This is a genomic window from Pseudomonas sp. UBA5706, assembly GCF_002419965.1.
Lineage (GTDB): Bacteria > Pseudomonadota > Gammaproteobacteria > Pseudomonadales > Pseudomonadaceae > Aquipseudomonas.
Window position 1 is genome coordinate 73,174 of sequence record NZ_DIHC01000011.1, and the last position, 20,273, is coordinate 93,446.

A 20,273-nucleotide genomic window follows, 5' to 3' on the forward strand; every position below is an offset into this window, starting at 1 on the left:
ACCGACCTTGCGGGTGGCACGGTTAGCGAAAAAAAAATGTTGAATTCGAGCAGCTCAGGCTTGTTCATCGGCACTCCGCAGGCTGATATTCAGGCGGCCCAGGCGGTAGAGAAAGGTGCGACGTGGCAGGCCGAGCTCACGGGCGGCGTTGGTTCGGTTGCCGTCGTTCTTGCGCAGGCAATCGAGCATCAGGCTGCGCTCGACCTGATCAAGCCGTTCGCGCAGGTTCAGGCTGCTGCTTCGCGGTACGGTGTCCACACGCAAGGAGAAATGCTCAACCAGTAACTCGTTACCCTCGCACAGCAACAGCGCCCGTTCGACCAAGCCCTTGAGCTCGCGCACGTTGCCGGGAAAGGCGTAGCTGGACAGATGGTCGAGCGCGGCGCTGGACCAACTCACTTCGTCGCGTTGCAAAAACGAGCACGCTCTGTCGGCAAAGTGGCGCGCCAGGACCAGGATGTCCTCTTCGCGCTCGCGCAAGGCCGGCAACTCGATTGGGAATTGCTCCAGACGGTAGTACAGATCTTCACGAAACTGCCCGGTGCTGACCAAGGCAGGCAAATCCCGGTGTGTCGCGGCAACGATGCGCACGTCGACTTTGTGGGTCTGGTTGGAGCCCAGCGGGCGAATCTCTCCCTCCTGTAACACCCGCAGCAGCTTGGCCTGCAACGACAGCGGCATGTCGCCCACTTCGTCAAGCAGCAGTGTGCCGCCGTTGGCCGCGTCAAACAGCCCGGCCCGATCGCGGTCGGCGCCAGTAAACGCGCCTTTGCAATAGCCGAACAACTCGCTTTCAAGCAGGTTTTCTGGCAGCGCCGCGCAATTCTGCACGATGAAGCCCTTGGACCGACGCGGGCCACAATCATGAATGGCTCGGGCCACCAGCTCCTTGCCGGTACCGGTCTCTCCACGCAGTAATACGGTATAGGGGCTGTGCAGGACTTTGCTGATCAGCGAATAAACTTGGCGCATGGCCGCACTGTTGCCGATCAAGCCATAGCCGCTGGCGCTGGGCGCACTGATCGACAGCGCTGGCTGCTCAGCATTCGGCCGACGTAGCCTTTGCAGCAGATGCAGTTGGCTGACGACAAACGAACCCAGCTGACTGAATGAATTGGCAAATCCTTGCAGGTCGAGATGTTCGTGGCTGGCACACAACAACATACCCTCTGCGGCCCCTTGCTGGTTGACCAAGGGAACGCACAGCAGCGATTCCCAGGGTTTGGCCTGGCTCGGCAGGAAGTCGGTCTGGTGCACGCTGCGGCTCAGCTCGTTGAGGCTTATCACACGGTTCTGACACAGCGCAAATTGCAGCAGTTGCTCGGCGTTGTAGTCCGCACGCAGGCTTTCAACTTCACGGGGTTGCAGGTTGCCATCGAGGCACTCTGCATTCATCCCCAGTCGGGTATGAGTCGCGTCCAACAGGTACACTTGCGCTAATTCGCACCCACTGAGCTCGGTTAGACCACGCACGAAAGCCCCCAGCAGCGCCGCACCGTCGGTGGCCCGTGACAGACTGGCGAACTGGGCCATCAGCGCTTCGGCGTACGCCAGCGGTTGTGGCACACAAGCAAACATCACGCCCACCTCATGCAAACTCGCAGGTGACGCTGGCATTGCCGTCCAGCGTGGCGTGAATACGCTTGATGCTTTCGCCCGCCGCCATTGCGTCCAACAAACGATCGGCCACCAGTTGCAGCACGTGCAGGTCGAGCAGATGGTTAATAAGCCGCGCGCCGCTGTCGCTCTGAGTGCAGCGTTGCGCCAGATGATCGACAAGGTTCTGGCAATAGGTGAAATCCAGCTGGCGGCGGTTCAAGCGCTCGCCAAGACGGCCGAGTTTTATCTCGATCAGCTCGCGCAGTATCGGGCCGCCAACCGGGTAATACGGCACGACGCGCATACGTGCCAGCAACGCCGGCTTGAAGTGCTTGCTGAGCACCGGGCGGATCGTTCCTTCGAGCACCTCGGCGCTTGGCCGCTCGCCGTTTTCACACAAGGCACTGATACGATCACTGCCCAGGTTGGATGTCATCAGGATCAACGTGTTGCGAAAATCGATTTCACGCCCTTCGCCGTCGTTGACCACGCCTTTGTCAAAGATCTGGTAGAACAGGTTGAGCACATCCGGGTCGGCCTTTTCGATTTCATCAAGCAGCACGACCGAATAGGGTTTGTGCCGCACCGCTTCGGTGAGCATGCCTCCCTCGCCGTAGCCGACATAGCCCGGCGGCGCGCCGATCAAGCGCGACACCGTGTGTTTCTCTTGGAATTCGGACATGTTGATGGTGGTGATAAAGCGATCTCCGCCATACAGCAGGTCCGCTAGCGCCAGCGCTGTTTCGGTCTTGCCGACACCGCTGGGACCCACCAGCAGGAATACACCCACGGGCGCATCAGGCTTGTTCAGCCCGGCTGCAGCGGCGCGCATTGATCGGTCTAGCGCATGCACCGCCTGGTCCTGGCCACGAATGCGCAGTCGCAGGTCGGTGGCGAAACTGGCGACCCTGGCATTGTGCTCACGGGCCAGTTGCCCCAACGGTACGCCCGTCCAGGCGCTGATCACTTCGGCGACCAGGCGCGGGCACACTTCAAAGCTCACCAAGCGCTCTTTGACTTGCAGTGCAGCCAGGGCTCTGCAGGTGTCGTTCAGGGCAAATTCCAAGGACTGAACGGTTTCGAACTCGCTGTTTTCAGCTTCTTCGGCGACCGGCGCCGCAGCGGCTTCGCGCGCTTGCGCCAGTTGCCGCCGCAGCTCCAGCAAACGTTCGGCCAACGCCTTCTGGTCAGTCCAGAGTGTTTCCAGCGCCGCCCTTTGCGCTTCGGCGTCTTCCAGGCGAGCCTCCAGCGCCGTCAGGGCTTGTTGATCCACCACCAAGCCCGCCTCGACATCACGACGCCAGGCCTGGCATTGACGACCGCCTTCGGCCAGTTCGCCACGCAGGCGCTCAAGGCTTTCCGGGACGGCGGCCAGGCTGATGCGCACGCGGGCGCAAGCGGTGTCGAGTACATCAACAGCTTTGTCCGGTAACTGTCGTCCCGCCAAATAGCGCGCCGACAGCTCGGCAGCCGCAACAACAGCATCGTCACGCAGGTAGATACCGTGGCTCTTCTCATAGACCTGCGCCAGGCCACGCAAAATGGTCACCGCTTCATTGACCGTCGGTTCATGCAACTGCACCGGCTGGAAACGGCGTGCCAATGCAGGGTCCTTCTCGAAGTACTTCTTGTACTCTGCCCAAGTGGTGGCAGCGATAGTGCGCAACTCGCCACGGGCCAGTGCAGGCTTGAGCAGGTTGGCGGCGTCCGAGCCGCCCGCGTTGCCTCCGGCACCGATCAGCATGTGCGCCTCGTCGATAAACAAAATAATCGGTTTTGGCGAAGCCTTGACCTCATCGATCACGCCTTTGAGGCGGCGCTCGAACTCACCCTTGATGCTGGCTCCGGCCTGCAGGAGTCCCAGGTCCAGCGACAGCAGCTCGATCCCTTTCAACACTTGCGGTACTTCACCGGCGGCGATGCGCGTGGCAAGGCCTTCGACAATCGCGGTCTTACCCACACCGGCTTCGCCAACCACAATGGGATTGTTCTTGCGGCGTCGGGCGAGAATGTCCACCATCTGCCGAATGGCGCCGTCACGGCACAACACAGGGTCGAGTTTTCCGTCGCGCGCCTGCTGGGTCAGGTTATGCGTGAACCGCTCGAGCAACGACTCCCCCGATACGGCAGTTTTGGCCGTGTTGGTTTTGTCCTGCTGGGACAGGGCGAACGTTTTGAGTCGATCGATATTCAACCTGGCCAGCAACGGCTGGTAGCGACTGCCGGCGTAGCGCATCGGGTTACGCAACAGTGCGAGGATCAGCGCGGCTTGCTCGACCTGGGTCTGGCCCAGCTCAAGGTTGGCCACCAACAACCCATCTTGCAGCCATTGCACCAAGTCCGGGGCGAACACCGGGTTGCGCGAGGCACTATGCTCGACTCGCGACTGCAAGGCGGCGCTCAATTCACCGGTATCGACGTCGGCATCCTGCAGCGCACGGGAGAGCAGGCCCAGCGGCCGCTCCAGCAGCCCCAGCAACAAGTCTTCCACCAAAACCTTGCTGCCGCCACGGGCAACACAACGCTCGGCCGAGCGCTCGAGGTCGCGACGGGTTTCGGCGTCCAGCGCCTGTATCAGTTGCTGCAGATCTACGTTGCTCATGACTTACATCCTTAATGAAGTTTGCTGCTCAGGGTGACGACACCGCCTGCGTGTTCGTGACCGAGCCAACTGGTCCAGCCCAGCCGGCAAACGTTTTGTTCACCGATGCGCAACTCGCGAATTTCTTCGTGGCGCAACACCAACCGTATGTCGTAGTCAAGCGGGTCACGCAGGGTGAACCGCACCAGCGCGCGCAGCGGCTGGTAACCAAAACCGATCGGCAGGAATTCGTGAAACCGCTGCCAGTCCAGCTCGCGAATGTGGATACGGAACTTGCCGCTGCGGTCGCGCACGCTTTGCCCCAACACCATGCTTTCGCCGAGCATAGTGTTGGCGAGCCCCAGGCAATTACGTTGCTCCCCGAGGACCGCGACGCGGCGCTCGATGCACTGCTCAATGTTCAACTCGGCATGCTTGAAGTAATAACGCAGCACCGCTTCAATCAACGCCGCCGAGTGCGCGCGCAAACTCAGCAAACCGAGGTATGGCAACAGCCTTTTCCAGTTCAGTTCCTGGGCGCGGCGAATCTCTTCGCCGCCCAGACCGATCAGCGCAAACAGCTGGGTCGAGAACGGGTCGATGGCGCCGCTTTCGAAACTGACGTGGTAGCGGTACTTTTTCCAGATCGGCAGCATCAGCCGTTGCAAGCGATGGTGGAACAGGTCGAGGAAGTTGCGTGTCGGGTTACCCTCCTCGCTGTCGCCCAACGCCTGCTCGCCATAAAACGCCGGCAGCGGCGAGCCCGAGCCCACCAGGCCCATCAGGTTGCAACGCAGGCGCGCCCGCGTCTGTCCGTGCTCGTTAAAAAACTCCACGCGATCGATATCACTGGCCGGAAAGCCCAGGCTTGGGTTGGCCTGGAACTCCAACTGGTCATACAGCTCGTCCTGCCCCAGGTGCGGGTGGGCCTCGCGCAAGCGCTCGACCACCAGCAACACGGCCTGAAACAATGAGTACTCGCGTATACCTCGGGTCAGCGCGCTTAAAGAAGCGGCTGCAGGCCCATACGGGGTGTCCATTGGTACACCTCTCCCTGTGCGCTTTTTACCCGCAGCTCGTGGAACGAATTGAGACTGGCGTAAAGCGCGAAGAACTCGTTAAGAACCGAGGCGAATAGGAACAGGTCGCCCTCGCCTATATAGCCTTGCGGGTCGATGGTCAGCTCGGTGCGCAAGCCCCGCACCGGCAACCCGCGATGCAGGCGGTCGACATGCTGATGCTTGATCGACTTGAGGCCGCCGAGCAGGCGCTTGCTGATCTTCTCGGCCTGCTGGTCGTAGTAGCGCGGCAAATCGTAGGTTTCGAGAATCACCTTCAAAGCGCTAACGTCCGCCAAGGACAGGTAGTTGAGCGACATATTGCTGATCAACTTCCACAGAAAATCCCGGGTCAGCGGCGGCGCAAAGCTCGACGTGGCCGGGGTGATATTGCGGAAACTGAGAAATTCCGGGGTCTCTTCGCACGCCTGGTTGATATCACCCAGCTTGAGCTTGCGCGGCAGGTTCTGGTTGGTGCACATCAGCTCGATCGATAGGGTTTCATGGGCTTCAGTGTGGCGGGTACCAAAGCTCAAGTACGTGTCGAGGCCGTCGTGCAGCATCGAAGAACGCTGGCGAATGCTGTAGTGGGGCCGGCTGTTGGGCACGTCGAAACTGGGGTCATGTTCGAACGACTCGAACGGCACGTATTCCTGATAACCCAAGCCGCCGGGCTTCCAGCCGGTGACGGTTTCTACCGAGAATACTCCGCAGTGTTCCAAACCATGCTCGGACGGCAGCAGCAGGTACTCGTCCTGCTTGCCATCAAGGCGAATCGGCAACGCATCGTGCTTGAAGAGGTTGACGATGGGCGTGCAATGCAGCTTCACGTTATCCAGGGTCGGACGCATGCGCATCACCCCGCTCTTGCGGATATCGAAGCGTAACTCCAGGCCGCGCATCTGCTTGAGGATGTCCTCGGGCAACGCCTTTAGCAGATCCAGGCCGTTGACATCGACAAACAGAAACTTGTCCTGGAACGCGAAATACTCTTGCAGATAGCGGTAGCCGCGAAAGGTATTCAACGGATACGGGATCAACGCCTCTTCTTCGGCAAACCCCACCGGCTGCACCCGGTCACCGGGCAACTTGAACGCCATCGGTTGGCCACTGACGCCAGCGATCGGCTTACCGGCGCCATCAAGCGGCACGAGCTCAATCCCGGTCAGGTTGCGCAATAGGCTCAGGTACAGCATCTGGCTGATATAGCGCTCACCGGCAAAATGCAGACGCACGCGGTTCAACGCCAATTCACCCAAATGCCCATCGGCACTCATCTCCAGACGCAGGCTCAACAGCGAACCGTTGCCCTTGACCGAGTACGTCAGCGCCGCCAGGTCCAGCGCCTGCACATCGGTGGGGTAACAGGTACGGAAGCGACAACGCACATCATTGATCGGCTTGCTTTCAACCGGCGTATCCCGCTCCACCAACATCGCCGGCCCGGCGTGCTTCGAGGGGTCAAATTGCAAAATGCTGAATGCCGGCAACGGCCGCATGTAATTGGGCCATAGCAGATGCATCAACGAATGGCTGAGCTCGGGTAGCTCGTCGTCCAGCTTTTGGCGCAAGCGCCCGGTCAGAAACGCGAAACCTTCCAGTAACCGCTCTACGTCCGGATCCCGCCCGGCCTGGCCAAGGAAAGGCGCCAACGCCGGGCTACGCTCGGCGAATCGACGACCTAACTGGCGAAGTGCGGTGAGTTCGCTTTGGTAGTAGTGGTTAAAAGACACGGTGTTGCTGCCTATTGTTGAATTTCATAAATAAAGCGGCCTGTAGAGCGCAAGCGTGGATCGGATATCCCATAACTCACTATCAGCGGAGTTGATAGCAAGGTCAGAACCGATCAATATTTTGCGTTCGCAGTAAAACTTCACGTTCTGCTGTCCATCGCAGGACAAGCGCAAAGGTACTCATACTCATGTCAACCTGCTCTATTCCATGGCTCGAAAACTGGTTTTTCGGAGGGTGAACAAACCGATACTATCCTCCACCACTAACGTTATCGGACGCCTATTCAACTTAACAGGCATAAAGCCAACATATTTAAAATGTCAAACACTTGGAAGACCAGACTCGCAGCCATGCCTATTGCCACTCCGCAAGAAATAAGAACACCTTAGCCAGATCTGTAAAAAGTGCCGTATTGATGCGCGACGCAACCAACACCCTCTATGAGAAATTTAATAATAGCGCCCAACTAAACTTCTGACTCATGCTTTTACACTTTATATTTGGCAAGTTCTTGCGCAGTGAACACGGTCTTTAGCGCAACAGTTGCAGCGATAATCGTCTCCAAAGACCCCACCCCACATTAATGAAAACAGTGACATGTTTTGATTTAGTCCCGGGCAAGAAATTTGTAGACATTCCAGATGGAGCTGTACCTATTTTTTAATTCCGCTCCCAGAACAGATGCGGTAGCTCAGTCCATCCACTCTTTACCACTGGCCGTTTTAAATGCAAGAAACGATTGAACAAGCCGGGAATAACGACCGTCAATGGCGCCACAAACGCCGCCGGCGATGGGGTGGTGCCGTGGCCGGAAACGGGGCAAACGGCGAGGTTGGTAATTTGGGCAGCGGGCTTTGCTGACATGCGGGCTCCTTAGTTGACCTGGACTTGACCACAGCCATCGAGGCGCGCGGAGAAACTGATCTGGCGCTTGAACCCTTCAACTTCGAGCAGGCCTTCTATGCTGAAGGACAGGCGCAGTTGATCGTGTTCACGCGGCAGGGAAGTGACACGCACATTGCTCAGGCGTGGCTCGTAGGCTTCGATAAAGCATTCGATGGCCAGGCGCGCTTGACTCAGAGAGTCGTGCAGGCTTAGGCGCATATCATTGAGATCGGGCAACCCGTAGTCGGCCAGCGTTTGTACACTGCCGGCCCGGGTGCTGAGCATTTTGCCCAGATGGGCAGCCACCGACGCCGTGGCGCAGATCTCACGGCTCCAGCCGACGCGGATATTCGCGTCGCCACCCAGGCGTTCGAAAAGACTGCCGTATCCGTGCATGAAGGGCTCCGTTTACTCTTTGTCGAGTTTGCCGACCAGCGACAAGGTGAAGTCCGCACCCATGTACTTGAAGTGCGGGCGTACGTTGAGGCTGACGCGGTACCAACCAGGCTCGCCTTCAACGTCGCTGACGATCACCTGTGCCGCGCGTAGCGGACGTCGACCACGCACTTCAGCGCATGGGTTCTCCTGGTCCGCCACGTATTGGCGGATCCACTTGTTGAGTTCCAGCTCGAGGTCGGTGCGTTCCTTCCACGAACCGAGTTGCTCGCGCTGCAACACTTTCAGATAGTGAGCCAGGCGGTTGACGATCATCATGTACGGCAGTTGCGTGCCGAGCTTGTAGTTCAGCTCTGCAGCCTTGCCTTCGGCGCTGATGCCGAAGAACTTCGGTTTCTGCACCGAGCTGGCGGAGAAGAACGCCGCGTTGTCGGAACCCTTGCGCATGGTCAGGGAGATGAAGCCTTCCTCGGCCAGTTCGTATTCACGACGGTCTGAAACCAGAACCTCGGTAGGAATCTTGGTTTCGATTTCGCCCATGCTTTCAAAATGGTGCAACGGAAGATCTTCCACCGCGCCACCGCTCTGCGGACCGATGATGTTCGGGCACCAGCGGAACTTGGCAAAACTGTCGGTCAACTTGGTGCCCAACGCGTAGGCCGTGTTGCCCCACAGGTAGTGTTCGTGGCTGTTGGCGACGGTTTCTTTGTAGACGAACGATTTGACCGGATTTTCTTCCGGGTCGTACGGGTTACGGAGCAAGAAACGCGGAACGGTCAGGCCGATGTAGCGGGAGTCTTCCGACTGGCGGAAGCTCTGCCACTTGGCGAACTGCGGGCCTTCGAAATGATCCTTCAAATCCTTAAGGTCCGGCAGGCCAGTGAAGCTTTCCAGGCCGAAGAACTTCGGGCCGGCAGCAGCAATGAACGGCGCGTGGGACATGCAGGCAACGCTGGACACGTACTGCATCAGCTTCACGTCCGGCGAGCTTGGGGACATGAAGTAGTTAGCGATGATCGCGCCCACCGGCTGGCCACCAAACTGGCCGTATTCAGCGGTGTAAATGTGCTTGTACAGACCGGATTGCATAACTTCCGGCGAGTCTTCGAAATCGTCCAGCAGGTCGTCTTTGGAGACGTTGAGGATTTCGATTTTGATGTTTTCTCGGAAGTTGGTGCGGTCGACCAGCAATTGCAAACCGCGCCATGCAGATTCCAGGGACTGGAAGTCAGCATGGTGCAAAATCTCGTCCATCTGGCGGCTGAGTTTGGCGTCGATCTCGGCAATCATGCGATCGACCATGGCCTTCTTAACCAGCTCACCATTGTTCTGTGGCTTGAGCAGCTCTTCGATGAAAGCCGACACGCCGCGCTTGGCAATGTCGTAGGCTTCGTCGTCCGGCGTCAGGCGAGTTTCGGCGATGATGCTGTCGAGAATACTGAGTTCGCCGCTGTCGGCGTGTTTTTGCTGTACTGCGCTAGTGGTCATGATGAACTTCCTTGGCTGAATAGGGGCTCAGGCGTCATGGGCTGCGGCATTCAAGCCCAGCTCATCCAGTACGCGACCGCGGGATTCGTCGTCGGCGAGCACGCCTTCGATGGCTTTGCGGAACGCAGGTGCATTACCCAGCGGGCCTTTGAGGGCTACCAGTGCGTCGCGCAGCTCCATCAGTTTTTTCAGTTCAGGCACTTGTTCAACCACGCTGGCCGGGTTGAAGTCCTTCATCGAGTTGACCCGTAACGTAACGGCCAGCTCCTCGGTACTCCCTTCTTCCTGCAAACGATTCGGCACGCTGAGCGTCAGTTGCAGCTCTTGCTTGGCCAGCACTTCGTCGAATGTCATTTTGTCGATGCTTATCGGTTTGCGATCTTCGACTTTGCGCTCGTCCTTGCGATGGGTGTAGTCACCAACGGCCAGCAGCTTCAGTGGCAGTTCAATTTCTTCCTGAGCCCCACCGGTGGCAGGTTTGAATGTGACGTTGATGCGTTCCTTGGGGGCTACCGAGCCTTCTTTGGCCATGGCTTTTCTCCTTGCGGTTGCGGCCGTGAGGCCTATTCGAGTACCACTTCAAGATCGAGGTGGCACAGCCTGCGATAAATCTCTTCCTTGCGTTCGCGCACCGCGTGATTCTGCGGCAACAACTCGCAGCAGTTATGCAGCAGATGGAGAACTTCCAGCGCAAGATCCGGCTCCCAGACGTGCATACCTGAGTCTTGTAGTGTCTGGTCGAGTGTTTCGAGTTGGACCTTAGCCAGTTCGTATTTCTTGGCCAGAAAACACAGGCGTGCCAGGGCGAACTGCCAGAAAAATCGGACGCGGCCGCCCTGCGCGTTCTGCAGGCCCTGCTTGAGTATCCGCACGGCAGCCTTGAGACCGTCCTTGCGCAATATCGGCAAGACCTCTTCCAGCGCGAGCTCCCAGGCGGGCTGTGCTTGGGGGATTTCCACCTTGCGCGGTGCAGTGTTGGCTTGCAGGTGCGGCATCACGTTAGCGCTGATCCATGCGCGTGTGGCCGGATCAGCAAACGGTGCGCCGTCGTGAAAACGTAATTCGATAATGCCGGGCAACCGTTGAATCAACAGCGCGAAATGAAATTCCACTTCACGCATGGCTTGGTCAGCGTTCAGGCCTTGCAGGCATTCCCAGACCATGCGCTGACCATCGAACCAAAATGGCGCCTTGGCCAGGCTCGCTTCAAGTTCGACAATAAGATCGGCGTATCCCGCCTGGTCGTAACGATCACAGTAGGACTTGAGCTTATCTGCCGGCAATCCAAGTAAGGCAGTGATGTGCTCTGCATTGCGCTCAGGCACCGTATCGATGTGCAGCCATAACAGCGCGCGATTGAGCCGTAAGGCGCGAAGGTCAGTGGCTTTTTGCTTTAACCACCAGGTACACAATGACCGGGCATTGTCCTGCTGCGCACGAAGCGCTTTGTGCGCCTCTTTTTCATTATCAATCAACCCACCCACTGCAAACAGCTGCGTGGCGGCCTGCTTGACCTGGGCCACAGCCGCGCCGACTACACCGGGTTCTGGCTGGTTATCGGCTGCACGCTGAACCATGCCCTTGAGCCGACGTGCAAGCGGTAACAATAGCGGCGCGTCATCACCCAAATGCAGGGAGCAAGCGGCATCCATCCCTTCGAGGTGTTCAACCAGGCGTCGAAACAGCGGCAGTTGTTCTCTGATCGCAATATTTTCGTTAAACACCTGCTCGAGGCGCGGCACAATCCAACTGATCGCCGCGCTACGGGTTCGCGCTTTGCTGGGGTGAACATCCGCCCAGTGGTGCTCGCATAAATGGTGCAGCAGCCCGAGCCCGGCGAGCAGTCCTTGGAACGATTCGCGCTGGTATAGCGCCCAAGTAAGCCAGGCCGCCACTCGCAAATCCTTGGATTGAGTGCGCAGCAGGCTCTCACTGTTATCGCGAACTTTAAGCCAGTCAATCTGACCACTGTCGTGCATGGATTGAGCTTTGGCCAGCTCATTCTCCAACGCTTCATATTCGCTCGAAAAACGAACATCTTCGCCCGCAAAACTTCCTTGCGAAACTGATATTTTTGCGAGTTCCAGATAATGTGCGGAGAGCTTAGAGGTATAGGACATCCATAACCTTTAAATTAAGTATTTCGCCTAGCGGCGATCACGAAGATACTGAAACGAAGAAAAAAGAAAGAAACATGATCCTAGATCCATACATCAAACCATGCCCTTTCAATGGGGCATATCAGACGCAGGATAATGCCCATTTACCGTCCGCACTGTATAAGCTCAAAAAATCCAGATATAGAGCTGGCAATCATAGCCAAAAATTAGAAAATTTCTGTGCTCTCGATAATCATCAGACTGTCGCGAAACTCACTTAAAACCAATGAAATAGTGCCTCTGAAGCCAACAACTTTAGGCGCCTCCCTCCGAGATGCGCACCCAAATAACACGTAGGCTAGTCTCCAAGCGAAGCATGAAGCTCGCCTTACCGAAGCGGACTTTACACGTACTACCCAAAACCATGCAAATAAGAAAAATCCCAAAAGACCGTATGAAATTTCTTCGACGCATCTGAGTTTCCGTTAAGCGCCAATCGCCGCATACACTGTCAACTTGTGCAAATATTTGCACAGCTGTTTATTGAAAAGTCGGTGGCTAACGCCCTGCAGAGCTTATGCTCATTGACACTTAGCCAAGTGCGCAAGAAGTGACTCACCACTGTGCAAGTAGTTGCGCACTTTTAACCCCCCCTTGCGCAAAAATCGGGAAATGCTTCTATAAAATCTCCTATGCCGCTGATTTATATAAAAAATAAAAACCTTGGTACGATCCTTGATAACTGAGTGCACCCACTGGGCGATTTTCGCCTTCCGGGCATTCTCATTGATCCAGCAAGGAGCGTCTTCATGGCTACGCCAGCTTACATGTCCATCACCGGCACTAAACAAGGCCTGATCACAGCCGGTGCCTTCACCGCTGACTCAGTTGGCAACACCTACCAGGAAGGTCACGAAGACCAAGTCATGGTTCAGGGCTTCAGTCACGAAGTGATCATTCCACGTGACCCGCAGTCCGGCCAACCTACCGGCCAGCGCGTTCACAAACCAGTCAAAATCACCAAGGTCTTCGACAAATCCTCCCCTCTGCTACTGTCAGCACTGACTTCCGGCGAGCGCCTGACCGAAATCACCATCCAGTGGTACCGCACCTCGGCAGCTGGCACCCAAGAACACTACTTCACCACCAAGCTTGAAGACGCAATCATCGTCGACATCAGGGATTACATGCATAACTGCCAAGACCCGGCGAACTCGCACTTCACTCACCTGGAAGACGTGGAATTCACCTACCGCAAAATTACCTGGACCCATGAAGTTTCCGGCACTTCGGGTTACGATGACTGGCGTTCGCCAGTCGCTGGCTAAGCTTGACTGACCGAGTAACAACATCGGCCAGCCCTGCTAGCCGGTGTTGTTTTTATCATTGCATGACAAGGAACCGGGGAGGCCCACTCCGGCCAGCCAGACTCACTTCATCCTGCCATCGAGGGGCTGGTAAACGAACTTCAAGTCTTCTCCCTGACCGGCCGCGAGGCAGCAGCCGACTGGCAGCGTTCGATATTGAACAGGACAGCGAGCTGGCCGTCCCTCGACCTCGAAATCCTGCTATACAGGCCCGCCTTATTGCAGCTGCCACCACACGGCGGCGGCGTTAACAGCCAGATCCGCCGCACTGCCCAGGGCGACTCCGGCATGGTCACTAACGACCCGGTCATCAAGCGCTTCAACCTGCGCCCCGCCGCACCAGCGTCCGCGACTAAGACTTTGGAAACCACGCGTCAACCTCGAATTCTCCGCTTGGACCGGTGCGCATTACGGCGGCATCGCCATCCCACGTATGGGCATGAAAGTGCCTGCTACGCGTGAAGCTTCGAACGAGTCCATCTACCGGTCGGCTGCGGCGACACCATGCCCTCTGCGGCCCTGCCAGCGCCCTTGGCACTCGCTTCATCCTCTTTGAGTCCGGCAAGCAGGGCCGCAGCGCTCTTTCCGAGCTCCCCAGTAAAACGACGCCGAATCGCCTAGATCGTTGACCGCATCCTCAGCGCGAACCGTGGCATTGGCAATGCTTACCAAGATCAGTCGCAGCCTTGGCTGCCGAACTGGAATCGACGGCAATGCCGAGCGTTGCGAGATCGTTCATATCCAGTCCTTTCGCTAGAACGCGCCCATAAAAAACCCGCCGAAGCGGGTCGCGATGAATGTTGAGATTAGCTACGGAGCAGCTTCATTTTCTCTGCTTGGTATTCGTCGTCCGAGATAAGCCCTCGCTCCTTCAGGGAGCTAAGCCTTTCAATCTCTCGGTATTTGTTCAGCATCGGCATTTCGGCCTGTTTACCGAGCGGCTGCTCAGTCCCCGCAATGGATGAGGCTGACCAAACCAACGAGACCACCCAACCGATCAGTGTCCAGCCCAAGCACAGGTTGAGGAGAAAAATCGAGGACCGGTTTGGATGTTTTCTGCTTTTGGCAATGATGGTGGGCAGAAAATAAATAACCGCCCCAATAACAAACAGCATAAGCCCGCCGATGGCGCCGGAACTATTAGACATACTTCACCCTCCTTGATAGTACATGGCAATCTACCATCAACGAGTACAAACGGCCAAAGCCTAGGGTGAAGAGCAAAATGCACGCAGCTCGTCACTCGAACTGGCATTTTTTGCTGAAACTCGACTCCTGTACGCCCAAACAGTATTTAGGTGTCACTCCATGCACACCACCGAACGGGCCGAATGGCCCGATGAATTCACCCGCGAAGAAATGCTCGAGCAGCAGTCACATCTGCATACCGAGGAATGCCAAACGCTGCAAAGAGACTTGAGCCCGTACCGGAAAAAACATGGCCAAGCTGATCGACATGCACAAGGAGGTGACAGCCGAGCGCGGTCAACTTCGGACTACCCTCAAATTAACTCAGGCCAAGCTGTCAGACTGCCTCCGGGAAAACTCCTTTGTGAGCAATCGCATAGGTAGACCGGAAAACTGCCGCCAACAGCTTGAGGACCTCCATGAGGCTCTGCGCATTGAGGCTATGACAACAGCAGTCAACCTTGGAACGGTCTTGAGAGGAACATGTCCGTGAAGACGGGCCACTTTCTTTATTTGGATTGCACAATCCAGAGCTAATCAAGCTTGGTAGTGAAGCTCTGGCTCATCGCCCACTCTGGATTTGCCGGGACGCTCGCAGCACGTAGCGTTCCGCGTCCCCACCTTCCGTTTATTTCATCCTGCACGCTCGTCACCTTTTCGGCCTCGACAGGTTGGGACTGCGTGAACAGATTTCAGTGAGCTTGCCTGGCTGGCGAAGAACCAGCAGCACCTCGTCCTTGCTGTATTTGAAGCCTGGGCGGAACAAGCGACTGACTGCCTCGGTTGCCGCCTTTGTCATAAGTCGTTGGATTAATAATTCTCCTTTCGGCTAGCTCTTGGGGCTGAATTTAGTTCAGCCCGAAATCTGCGCGCGCCCATTCGACTTTGGAAAGGTTAATGCAGAGCCTGCGCTAGCGCCGCACCGGCGAGCTTTGCAGTAGCTAGGAGCCGATCCAGGCTTTGTCCATGGCGCGCACTGGCTGAAAGTCCAGCCATGGTAGTGCTGACAAAGTCAGTCAACCGATCAGCCTGCAGTGGATAGCGCATGGCGATGCTGTTTCGAATGACATCTTGCGCGGCAAGATGAAAGCCGCAGGCCGCTTCGCGCGCCTCCAAATCGTTACTTCGCGTACCTTCCAAAACCATGCAGCCCGTAGCCCAGGGGTCGGCTGCGTAGCTGCGCGCAGCCTCTTCGAGTATTTGCGTGAGCAATATGGCCAAAGGCCGGTCAGCGCTAAGTATCTGCATTAAAGGCACAGCCCCGGTTAGAGCATATCGATCAAGAATCTTCGCATACAACTTCGCTTTGCTGCCAAAGGCCGCATAGAAGCTGGGAGGATTGATACCGAGTGCCTTGGTCAGATCTGTGACGCTGACACCGTCGTAGCCTTTAGCATGGAACAGACGCTGGGCAGTTACCAACGCCTCATCCAGATCGAACCGACGCGGTCTGCCGCGAACAAGGGATGTTTTTGTAGTCATGATTACAAAATTACTTGACAGAGACATGAATGACTATTGTAGCATCCACTACATTAATCAGGAGTATGACTATGGCAGATTTTAAGAACAAATCGATACTGGTGCTGGGCGGAAGCAGAGGGATTGGTGCGGCGATTGTAAAACGATTCACAACCGACGGTGCAAAGGTAGCGTTTACTTACTCTGGCTCGCCTGAGGCTGCACATCTGCTTGCTTCTGAAACAGGTGCCAGCGCACATTTGACTGACAGCGCTGACCGTGATGCGGTAATTGCCAGAGTCCGAGGTATCGGTCCTTTGGACGTCCTAGTAGTCAATTCAGGCATAGCGATCTTCGGCGACGCGCTTGAACAGGACCCTGACGCGATCGATCGTTTGTTCCGCATCAATGTGCACGCGCCTTACCATGCATCGGTGGAGGCGGCACGGCAAATGCCTCAAGGCGGGCGCATCATCGTAATTGGTTCGGTAAACGGCGACCGTATGCCTTTGCCGGGTATGGCGTCGTATGCTTTAAGCAAATCCGCATTGCAAGGAATGGCGCGAGGGCTGGCTCGGGATTTCGGCCCGCGCGGTATCACGATCAACATCGTGCAGCCCGGACCGATCGACACAGATGCCAATCCAGCGAACGGCCCGATGAAAGACTTGATGCACAGCTTCATGGCGATCAAACGTCACGGGCGCTCTGACGAGGTAGCCGGAATGGTGGCTTGGTTGGCCGGTCCAGAAGCAAGCTTTGTGACAGGAGCAATGCATACCATTGACGGTGCGTTCGGCGCCTGACCGAATGGACAAGACGGGGCTACCCCGGCTTTGTTTAAGGCCTGTGTCATTGAGAGCAAGTCGAGTGATAACGGCTAAAAGCAGAAGCTGTAATACATGCTGGTGGGCGGCGGTTCTTGAAGCCCCTGAACCCTACTTGCCCAATGGAAATATGCGAAGGCGTTTGTCGGATCATCGGCGTGGTAGTCCGGGCACTGATGAAGCTTTGATAAAAATAATACAGCGAATGAGCATCGCGTGATCGGCCGGGAGGGCTGGAGCATCGGGGATCAAGTATCCGGACTAGCATTCAGGAATGGAAACAAGCTATAACAAGATTCGGCCTAGAGGCCGTTTACAAGGAACCCCGATACTTTCATGTAACCACCGCCAGAATATCCATTCTTACTAACGGCCAGTCTTATCGCTTCTTCACAGATCTGGATGCACCGAACAAGATGGATGAAAAACCGTTCCTAGAGTTCGATTTGCTCGACATTGATGACCACGTCGTGCCTGAGCTGCAGAAGCTTACAAAGTCGGCGTTCGATGTTGATTCCATCATCAGCGCCGCTGGCGAACTTAAATATGTTGGTCAAATCAAACGTGTTCTGGCAGCGCAATTCCAGCAACCCGACGATGACTTTGTCCGTTTCTTCGCCTCACGTGTCTACGAGGGTACGATCACCCAAAAGGTACGGGACCAGTTCACTCAACTCACCCGAAAAGCCACTGTTCAATTTCTAAGCGATCAGATCAACGAACGATTGAAGTCGGCCATCACGGGCAATACCCAGCCTGTCATCGTTAGCCAGGCGCCTGCAGAAGCACCGGAGTCCCATGGGAGCGTGCCTGATCAACCTGAAGACAAAGATCTAGTTGTCACCACCGCAGAAGAGATCGAAGGCTACAACATTGTTAAGGCCATCGTGCGCTCAGAAGTCGACGTGAAGCGCATTGCTGCCAGAGACACGCAAAGCTATTTCGGTGTTTTGCTCGATGACAACAACCGCAAGCCAGTGGCTCGCCTACACTTCAACCGACCCCAAAAATATCTAGGAACATTCGATATTGATAAAGTCGAGACACGCCATCCCATAAATTCACTCGATGATATTTTCGCACACGCCGAAACGCTTAAGGAAACAGCGCGAGCATACAGTGGCACTTAGTAGCGCTAATTATAGTAGGCGAAGCCTAGTGAGCATGAGTCGTGCATCCTGAAGTTTTGAAGACCGACCTGTGAGCTGGTCTAAAGGCCCCGGACTCCTCGATAGTTGAAACTATACCTATCGAGGAGTGCCTATGAGCCAGAAATACAGAAATTCGACGCCAGCTTCAAGCTGGAGGTCGTGAAGATGATCAAAGATCAGGACATGAGTGTTAGTCAGGTTTACCTGAAATTTGATAGGCAGAAAGCGGTTCTTTAATTCCCACGGACTAGGCCCTGTCGTTACACCACCCACAAGCCGTTATTCAGGTCCGGTGCGATGTTAGCAACGTTCTCCTGACTTTCAGAGAACGACACCAGTACTTCAGCGGCAGTCATGCCGCCGCTCATTTGACCATTCCAATACTGCAGGCCACCAGCGTCGGCGTCGCGATGCAACACGTGCTGGTAGAAGTTGTCGATTAACGAGTTCTGGTCCTGACCCGGATTCAGAGCCTTGAACTCAGCGCTGTCGACAAAGCCCTTGGCCACTTGCTGCAGGCTGCGGCCGTTGTCCAGATCATTGATCCAGTATTTAAGCCCATCATCGTCAGGCTTGCGATCAAACGCCGCTTGGTATAGGCGATATCCAGAACCGGCGTTCTGGCCTGCATTGATATCAACCGCCAGAGTACCGTCGTCGAACTTGACGCGTTCGATGTTGACGAGCGAGTCGGTCTTACCCAAGCCATCCACACTCAGGCCATTGCCGCTGGCCTTGACGACGAAGTCATTCTTGGACGCGCTGTAATAGACGGTGTCGGTCCCAGCACCGCCGTCGTACTTGTCATTGCCCAGCCAAGCGTAGAATAGGTCGTTGCCGCTGGAACCGAAATATTTGTCATCGCCGTCGTAGAAGGACGTCGGAACCGCACCGGACAGGCTGTAGCCCAACTCAGATACGGTCATGTAAGTCGAGCCGTCCTTGGAATAGGATATCTCAGAGACGCGCCCCACCAGTTTCGTACTGCCGTACACGAAGACGCCTTTCAGATCGGCCGAATAAGAACCATCGCTGATGCCAATGTGAGTGCTGGTAGCGTCCGTAACCGAACCTGTTAGGCCGACATTGGCGGCTTTGCTCAAATCAAAGTTGGTGAACGGCTGATTGTAGGTAACGCTTGTCATGAGAATTCCATATCCTGAACTAGAGAAACAAAGGCATTGAGGTGTCAGATCAGCCAAAGACCGCTGTTGAGTGCCGCCGCGGTATTGCTGATGTTCTCCTGACTCTCGGAAAACGAAACCAGGACCTCATGCGTGCTCATGCCTTCGGCCATGGCACTTTTCCAATACTGTTCACCCGCTTCGTCGGCGTCGCGGTGCAGCACGTGCTGGTACAAGTTGTTGATGATTGAAGTGGCATCTTTATTGGGGTTGAGCGCCATGAATTCGGCGCTGTCCACAAAACCTTTAGCAACTTGTTGAAGATTGGCGCTCGTGTCCAGCTCTTTGATCCAGTACTTCAATCCACTGATGTCAGGTTTGCGATCGAACGCTGCCTGATATAGGCGGTAGGCCGAACCTGCGTTTTCGCCACCCTTCACATCCAGCGCCAGAACAGAGCCTGGTCCGAAGTCGATACGCTCGATGTTGTTCAAAGTGTCGGTGCCGCCGTCATGACTGACGATGTACGTACTGCCGCTGGACGGAATCGAGACGTCATGTTTGCCACCGTCGTAAAACACGGTATCGATGCCGGCACCGCCATCGAACCAATTATTACCACTGCCGCCTTTGAGCACATCGTTGCCGGCAGAGCCGATAATCGTGTCGTCGGCTTTTAGTATTTCAGTCATAGCGGCATTGATGTCGAAGTTGCCGATGTATTGGGCCATAACCCTTGCGTCGAGATTCAAACCGGTTACTTCGTAAGACGCGCCATTCTCATAAGCGACGGTGGAGGTCAGTACGCCCCCCGACACTTCGCCATCAGTGAATTGAAACGAACCGAAGTAGTCTTGGATTCTTAGCCCGTCAGTAGATTGTATATGGGCTTCTTCAACGGTGGGGAGGGTGCCGTCCCACGCTTGAAGGGCGTTCATATCAAGGGGCTGATAAAGTTTTAGGATTGCCATCAATCTTCCTTGGTTGAGACAGACCTTCATGCCGCGGCATAAAACATAAAGGCTGAGTTTGTATCGCGAGTGATACAAATAAATCGAGCTGGCATTATGGACCATTCTCGATGGGAATAGTTCCCATACGTCGGGCGATCTCACGGTTAAAACAGAGGCTCAAGCCCCTTATGTTCTCCATACGAAACACCAGAGAAGCCCGCCCCAGTTTGGGATGCGCTGTTTCTGGAGCAATGGAGGCGACGAAAAATAACTGTGAATTCAAGTAGGAAATATCAGAAATCAAGGGTGGCATCTGATCGATCCGCTGGAGGAGTGAGACAGGGTCCGGCGCATAGCAACGC

The 20,273-nt window shown here is 55.9% G+C and carries 14 protein-coding genes and 2 pseudogenes; 3 read left to right on the forward strand and 13 right to left on the reverse strand.

From position 1 onward, the window contains the following. Nucleotides 1-54 precede the first annotated feature (54 nt). The 8 genes from B3I26_RS05995 to tssA form a co-directional block, all read right to left on the reverse strand. Nucleotides 55-1,578: a sigma-54 interaction domain-containing protein gene (locus B3I26_RS05995; RefSeq protein ID WP_296256094.1), complete on the reverse strand. Its 1,524-nt coding sequence runs from the start codon at nucleotides 1,576-1,578 to the stop codon at nucleotides 55-57. Nucleotides 1,579-1,588: 10 nt separating this feature from the next. After that, nucleotides 1,589-4,201 (reverse strand): type VI secretion system ATPase TssH, encoded by a 2,613-nt coding sequence (gene tssH / locus B3I26_RS06000; RefSeq protein WP_296256095.1) that lies wholly within the window; start codon nucleotides 4,199-4,201, stop codon nucleotides 1,589-1,591. Between the two features lie 11 nt (nucleotides 4,202-4,212). Continuing rightward, complete coding sequence (tssG, locus tag B3I26_RS06005) at nucleotides 4,213-5,220, reverse strand: type VI secretion system baseplate subunit TssG (protein ID WP_296256097.1); 1,008 nt, start codon at nucleotides 5,218-5,220, stop codon at nucleotides 4,213-4,215. Beyond that, nucleotides 5,184-6,971: a type VI secretion system baseplate subunit TssF gene (gene tssF, locus B3I26_RS06010; RefSeq protein ID WP_296256099.1), complete on the reverse strand. Its 1,788-nt coding sequence runs from the start codon at nucleotides 6,969-6,971 to the stop codon at nucleotides 5,184-5,186. The genes tssG and tssF overlap by 37 nt, the downstream gene beginning before the upstream one ends. Before the next feature lie 874 nt (nucleotides 6,972-7,845). Beyond that, nucleotides 7,846-8,253 (reverse strand): type VI secretion system baseplate subunit TssE, encoded by a 408-nt coding sequence (tssE, locus tag B3I26_RS06015; protein WP_296256100.1) that lies wholly within the window; start codon nucleotides 8,251-8,253, stop codon nucleotides 7,846-7,848. A gap of 12 nt (nucleotides 8,254-8,265) precedes the next feature. After that, nucleotides 8,266-9,741 (reverse strand): type VI secretion system contractile sheath large subunit, encoded by a 1,476-nt coding sequence (gene tssC, locus B3I26_RS06020; RefSeq protein ID WP_296256101.1) that lies wholly within the window; start codon nucleotides 9,739-9,741, stop codon nucleotides 8,266-8,268. Nucleotides 9,742-9,768: 27 nt separating this feature from the next. Next, nucleotides 9,769-10,272, reverse strand: coding sequence for a type VI secretion system contractile sheath small subunit (tssB, locus tag B3I26_RS06025; protein WP_296256104.1), 504 nt, complete (start codon nucleotides 10,270-10,272; stop codon nucleotides 9,769-9,771). 32 nt (nucleotides 10,273-10,304) lie between these two features. After that, nucleotides 10,305-11,861 (reverse strand): type VI secretion system protein TssA, encoded by a 1,557-nt coding sequence (tssA, locus tag B3I26_RS06030; RefSeq protein ID WP_296256106.1) that lies wholly within the window; start codon nucleotides 11,859-11,861, stop codon nucleotides 10,305-10,307. A gap of 788 nt (nucleotides 11,862-12,649) precedes the next feature. Between tssA and B3I26_RS06035 the strand changes: the two genes are divergently transcribed. Next, nucleotides 12,650-13,168 carry an Hcp family type VI secretion system effector gene (locus B3I26_RS06035; protein ID WP_296256108.1) on the forward strand — a complete coding sequence of 173 codons (519 nt, stop codon included), beginning with the start codon at nucleotides 12,650-12,652 and terminating at the stop codon, nucleotides 13,166-13,168. An 845-nt stretch (nucleotides 13,169-14,013) separates the two neighbouring features. On the opposite strand, the gene B3I26_RS06040 is transcribed toward B3I26_RS06035, so the two are convergent. The 3 genes and pseudogenes from B3I26_RS06040 to B3I26_RS06050 form a co-directional block, all read right to left on the reverse strand. Then, nucleotides 14,014-14,355, reverse strand: coding sequence for a superinfection immunity protein (locus B3I26_RS06040; protein WP_296256110.1), 342 nt, complete (start codon nucleotides 14,353-14,355; stop codon nucleotides 14,014-14,016). Nucleotides 14,356-14,928: 573 nt separating this feature from the next. Beyond that, nucleotides 14,929-15,200, reverse strand: a pseudogene (locus B3I26_RS06045) (DUF4113 domain-containing protein); the annotation flags it as partial. Nucleotides 15,201-15,289: 89 nt separating this feature from the next. Continuing rightward, nucleotides 15,290-15,877, reverse strand: a complete 588-nt coding sequence (locus B3I26_RS06050) for a TetR/AcrR family transcriptional regulator (RefSeq protein WP_296256112.1) — start codon at nucleotides 15,875-15,877, stop codon at nucleotides 15,290-15,292. 71 nt (nucleotides 15,878-15,948) lie between these two features. On the opposite strand from B3I26_RS06050, the gene bdcA reads away from it, so the two are divergent. Together bdcA and B3I26_RS06060 are read left to right on the forward strand one after the other, a co-directional pair. Beyond that, nucleotides 15,949-16,662, forward strand: a complete 714-nt coding sequence (gene bdcA / locus B3I26_RS06055) for an SDR family oxidoreductase (RefSeq protein WP_296256114.1) — start codon at nucleotides 15,949-15,951, stop codon at nucleotides 16,660-16,662. A 347-nt stretch (nucleotides 16,663-17,009) separates the two neighbouring features. Next, a pseudogene (locus B3I26_RS06060) lies at nucleotides 17,010-17,813 on the forward strand (restriction endonuclease); the annotation flags it as partial. 281 nt (nucleotides 17,814-18,094) lie between these two features. On the opposite strand, the gene B3I26_RS06065 reads toward B3I26_RS06060, so the two are convergent. Together B3I26_RS06065 and B3I26_RS06070 are read right to left on the reverse strand one after the other, a co-directional pair. Then, on the reverse strand, nucleotides 18,095-18,979 hold the full coding sequence (locus B3I26_RS06065) for a DUF4214 domain-containing protein (protein WP_296256115.1): 885 nt from the start codon (nucleotides 18,977-18,979) through the stop codon (nucleotides 18,095-18,097). A 44-nt stretch (nucleotides 18,980-19,023) separates the two neighbouring features. After that, complete coding sequence (locus B3I26_RS06070; RefSeq protein ID WP_296256117.1) at nucleotides 19,024-19,929, reverse strand: DUF4214 domain-containing protein; 906 nt, start codon at nucleotides 19,927-19,929, stop codon at nucleotides 19,024-19,026. Nucleotides 19,930-20,273: the final 344 nt, after the last annotated feature.

Excerpts from the sequence above, each read along its gene's own strand:
- tssC (WP_296256101.1), bottom strand. The coding sequence starts at position 9,741 with ATGACCACTAGCGCAGTACAGCAAAAACACGCCGACAGCGGCGAACTC.
- B3I26_RS06040 (WP_296256110.1), bottom strand. The coding sequence starts at position 14,355 with ATGTCTAATAGTTCCGGCGCCATCGGCGGGCTTATGCTGTTTGTTATT.
- B3I26_RS05995 (WP_296256094.1), bottom strand. The coding sequence starts at position 1,578 with ATGTTTGCTTGTGTGCCACAACCGCTGGCGTACGCCGAAGCGCTGATG.
- tssG (WP_296256097.1), bottom strand. The coding sequence starts at position 5,220 with ATGGACACCCCGTATGGGCCTGCAGCCGCTTCTTTAAGCGCGCTGACC.
- tssE (WP_296256100.1), bottom strand. The coding sequence starts at position 8,253 with ATGCACGGATACGGCAGTCTTTTCGAACGCCTGGGTGGCGACGCGAAT.
- tssA (WP_296256106.1), bottom strand. The coding sequence starts at position 11,861 with ATGTCCTATACCTCTAAGCTCTCCGCACATTATCTGGAACTCGCAAAA.
- B3I26_RS06070 (WP_296256117.1), bottom strand. The coding sequence starts at position 19,929 with ATGGCAATCCTAAAACTTTATCAGCCCCTTGATATGAACGCCCTTCAA.
- B3I26_RS06050 (WP_296256112.1), bottom strand. The coding sequence starts at position 15,877 with ATGACTACAAAAACATCCCTTGTTCGCGGCAGACCGCGTCGGTTCGAT.
- tssH (WP_296256095.1), bottom strand. The coding sequence starts at position 4,201 with ATGAGCAACGTAGATCTGCAGCAACTGATACAGGCGCTGGACGCCGAA.
- B3I26_RS06065 (WP_296256115.1), bottom strand. The coding sequence starts at position 18,979 with ATGACAAGCGTTACCTACAATCAGCCGTTCACCAACTTTGATTTGAGC.
- tssB (WP_296256104.1), bottom strand. The coding sequence starts at position 10,272 with ATGGCCAAAGAAGGCTCGGTAGCCCCCAAGGAACGCATCAACGTCACA.
- B3I26_RS06035 (WP_296256108.1), top strand. The coding sequence starts at position 12,650 with ATGGCTACGCCAGCTTACATGTCCATCACCGGCACTAAACAAGGCCTG.
- bdcA (WP_296256114.1), top strand. The coding sequence starts at position 15,949 with ATGGCAGATTTTAAGAACAAATCGATACTGGTGCTGGGCGGAAGCAGA.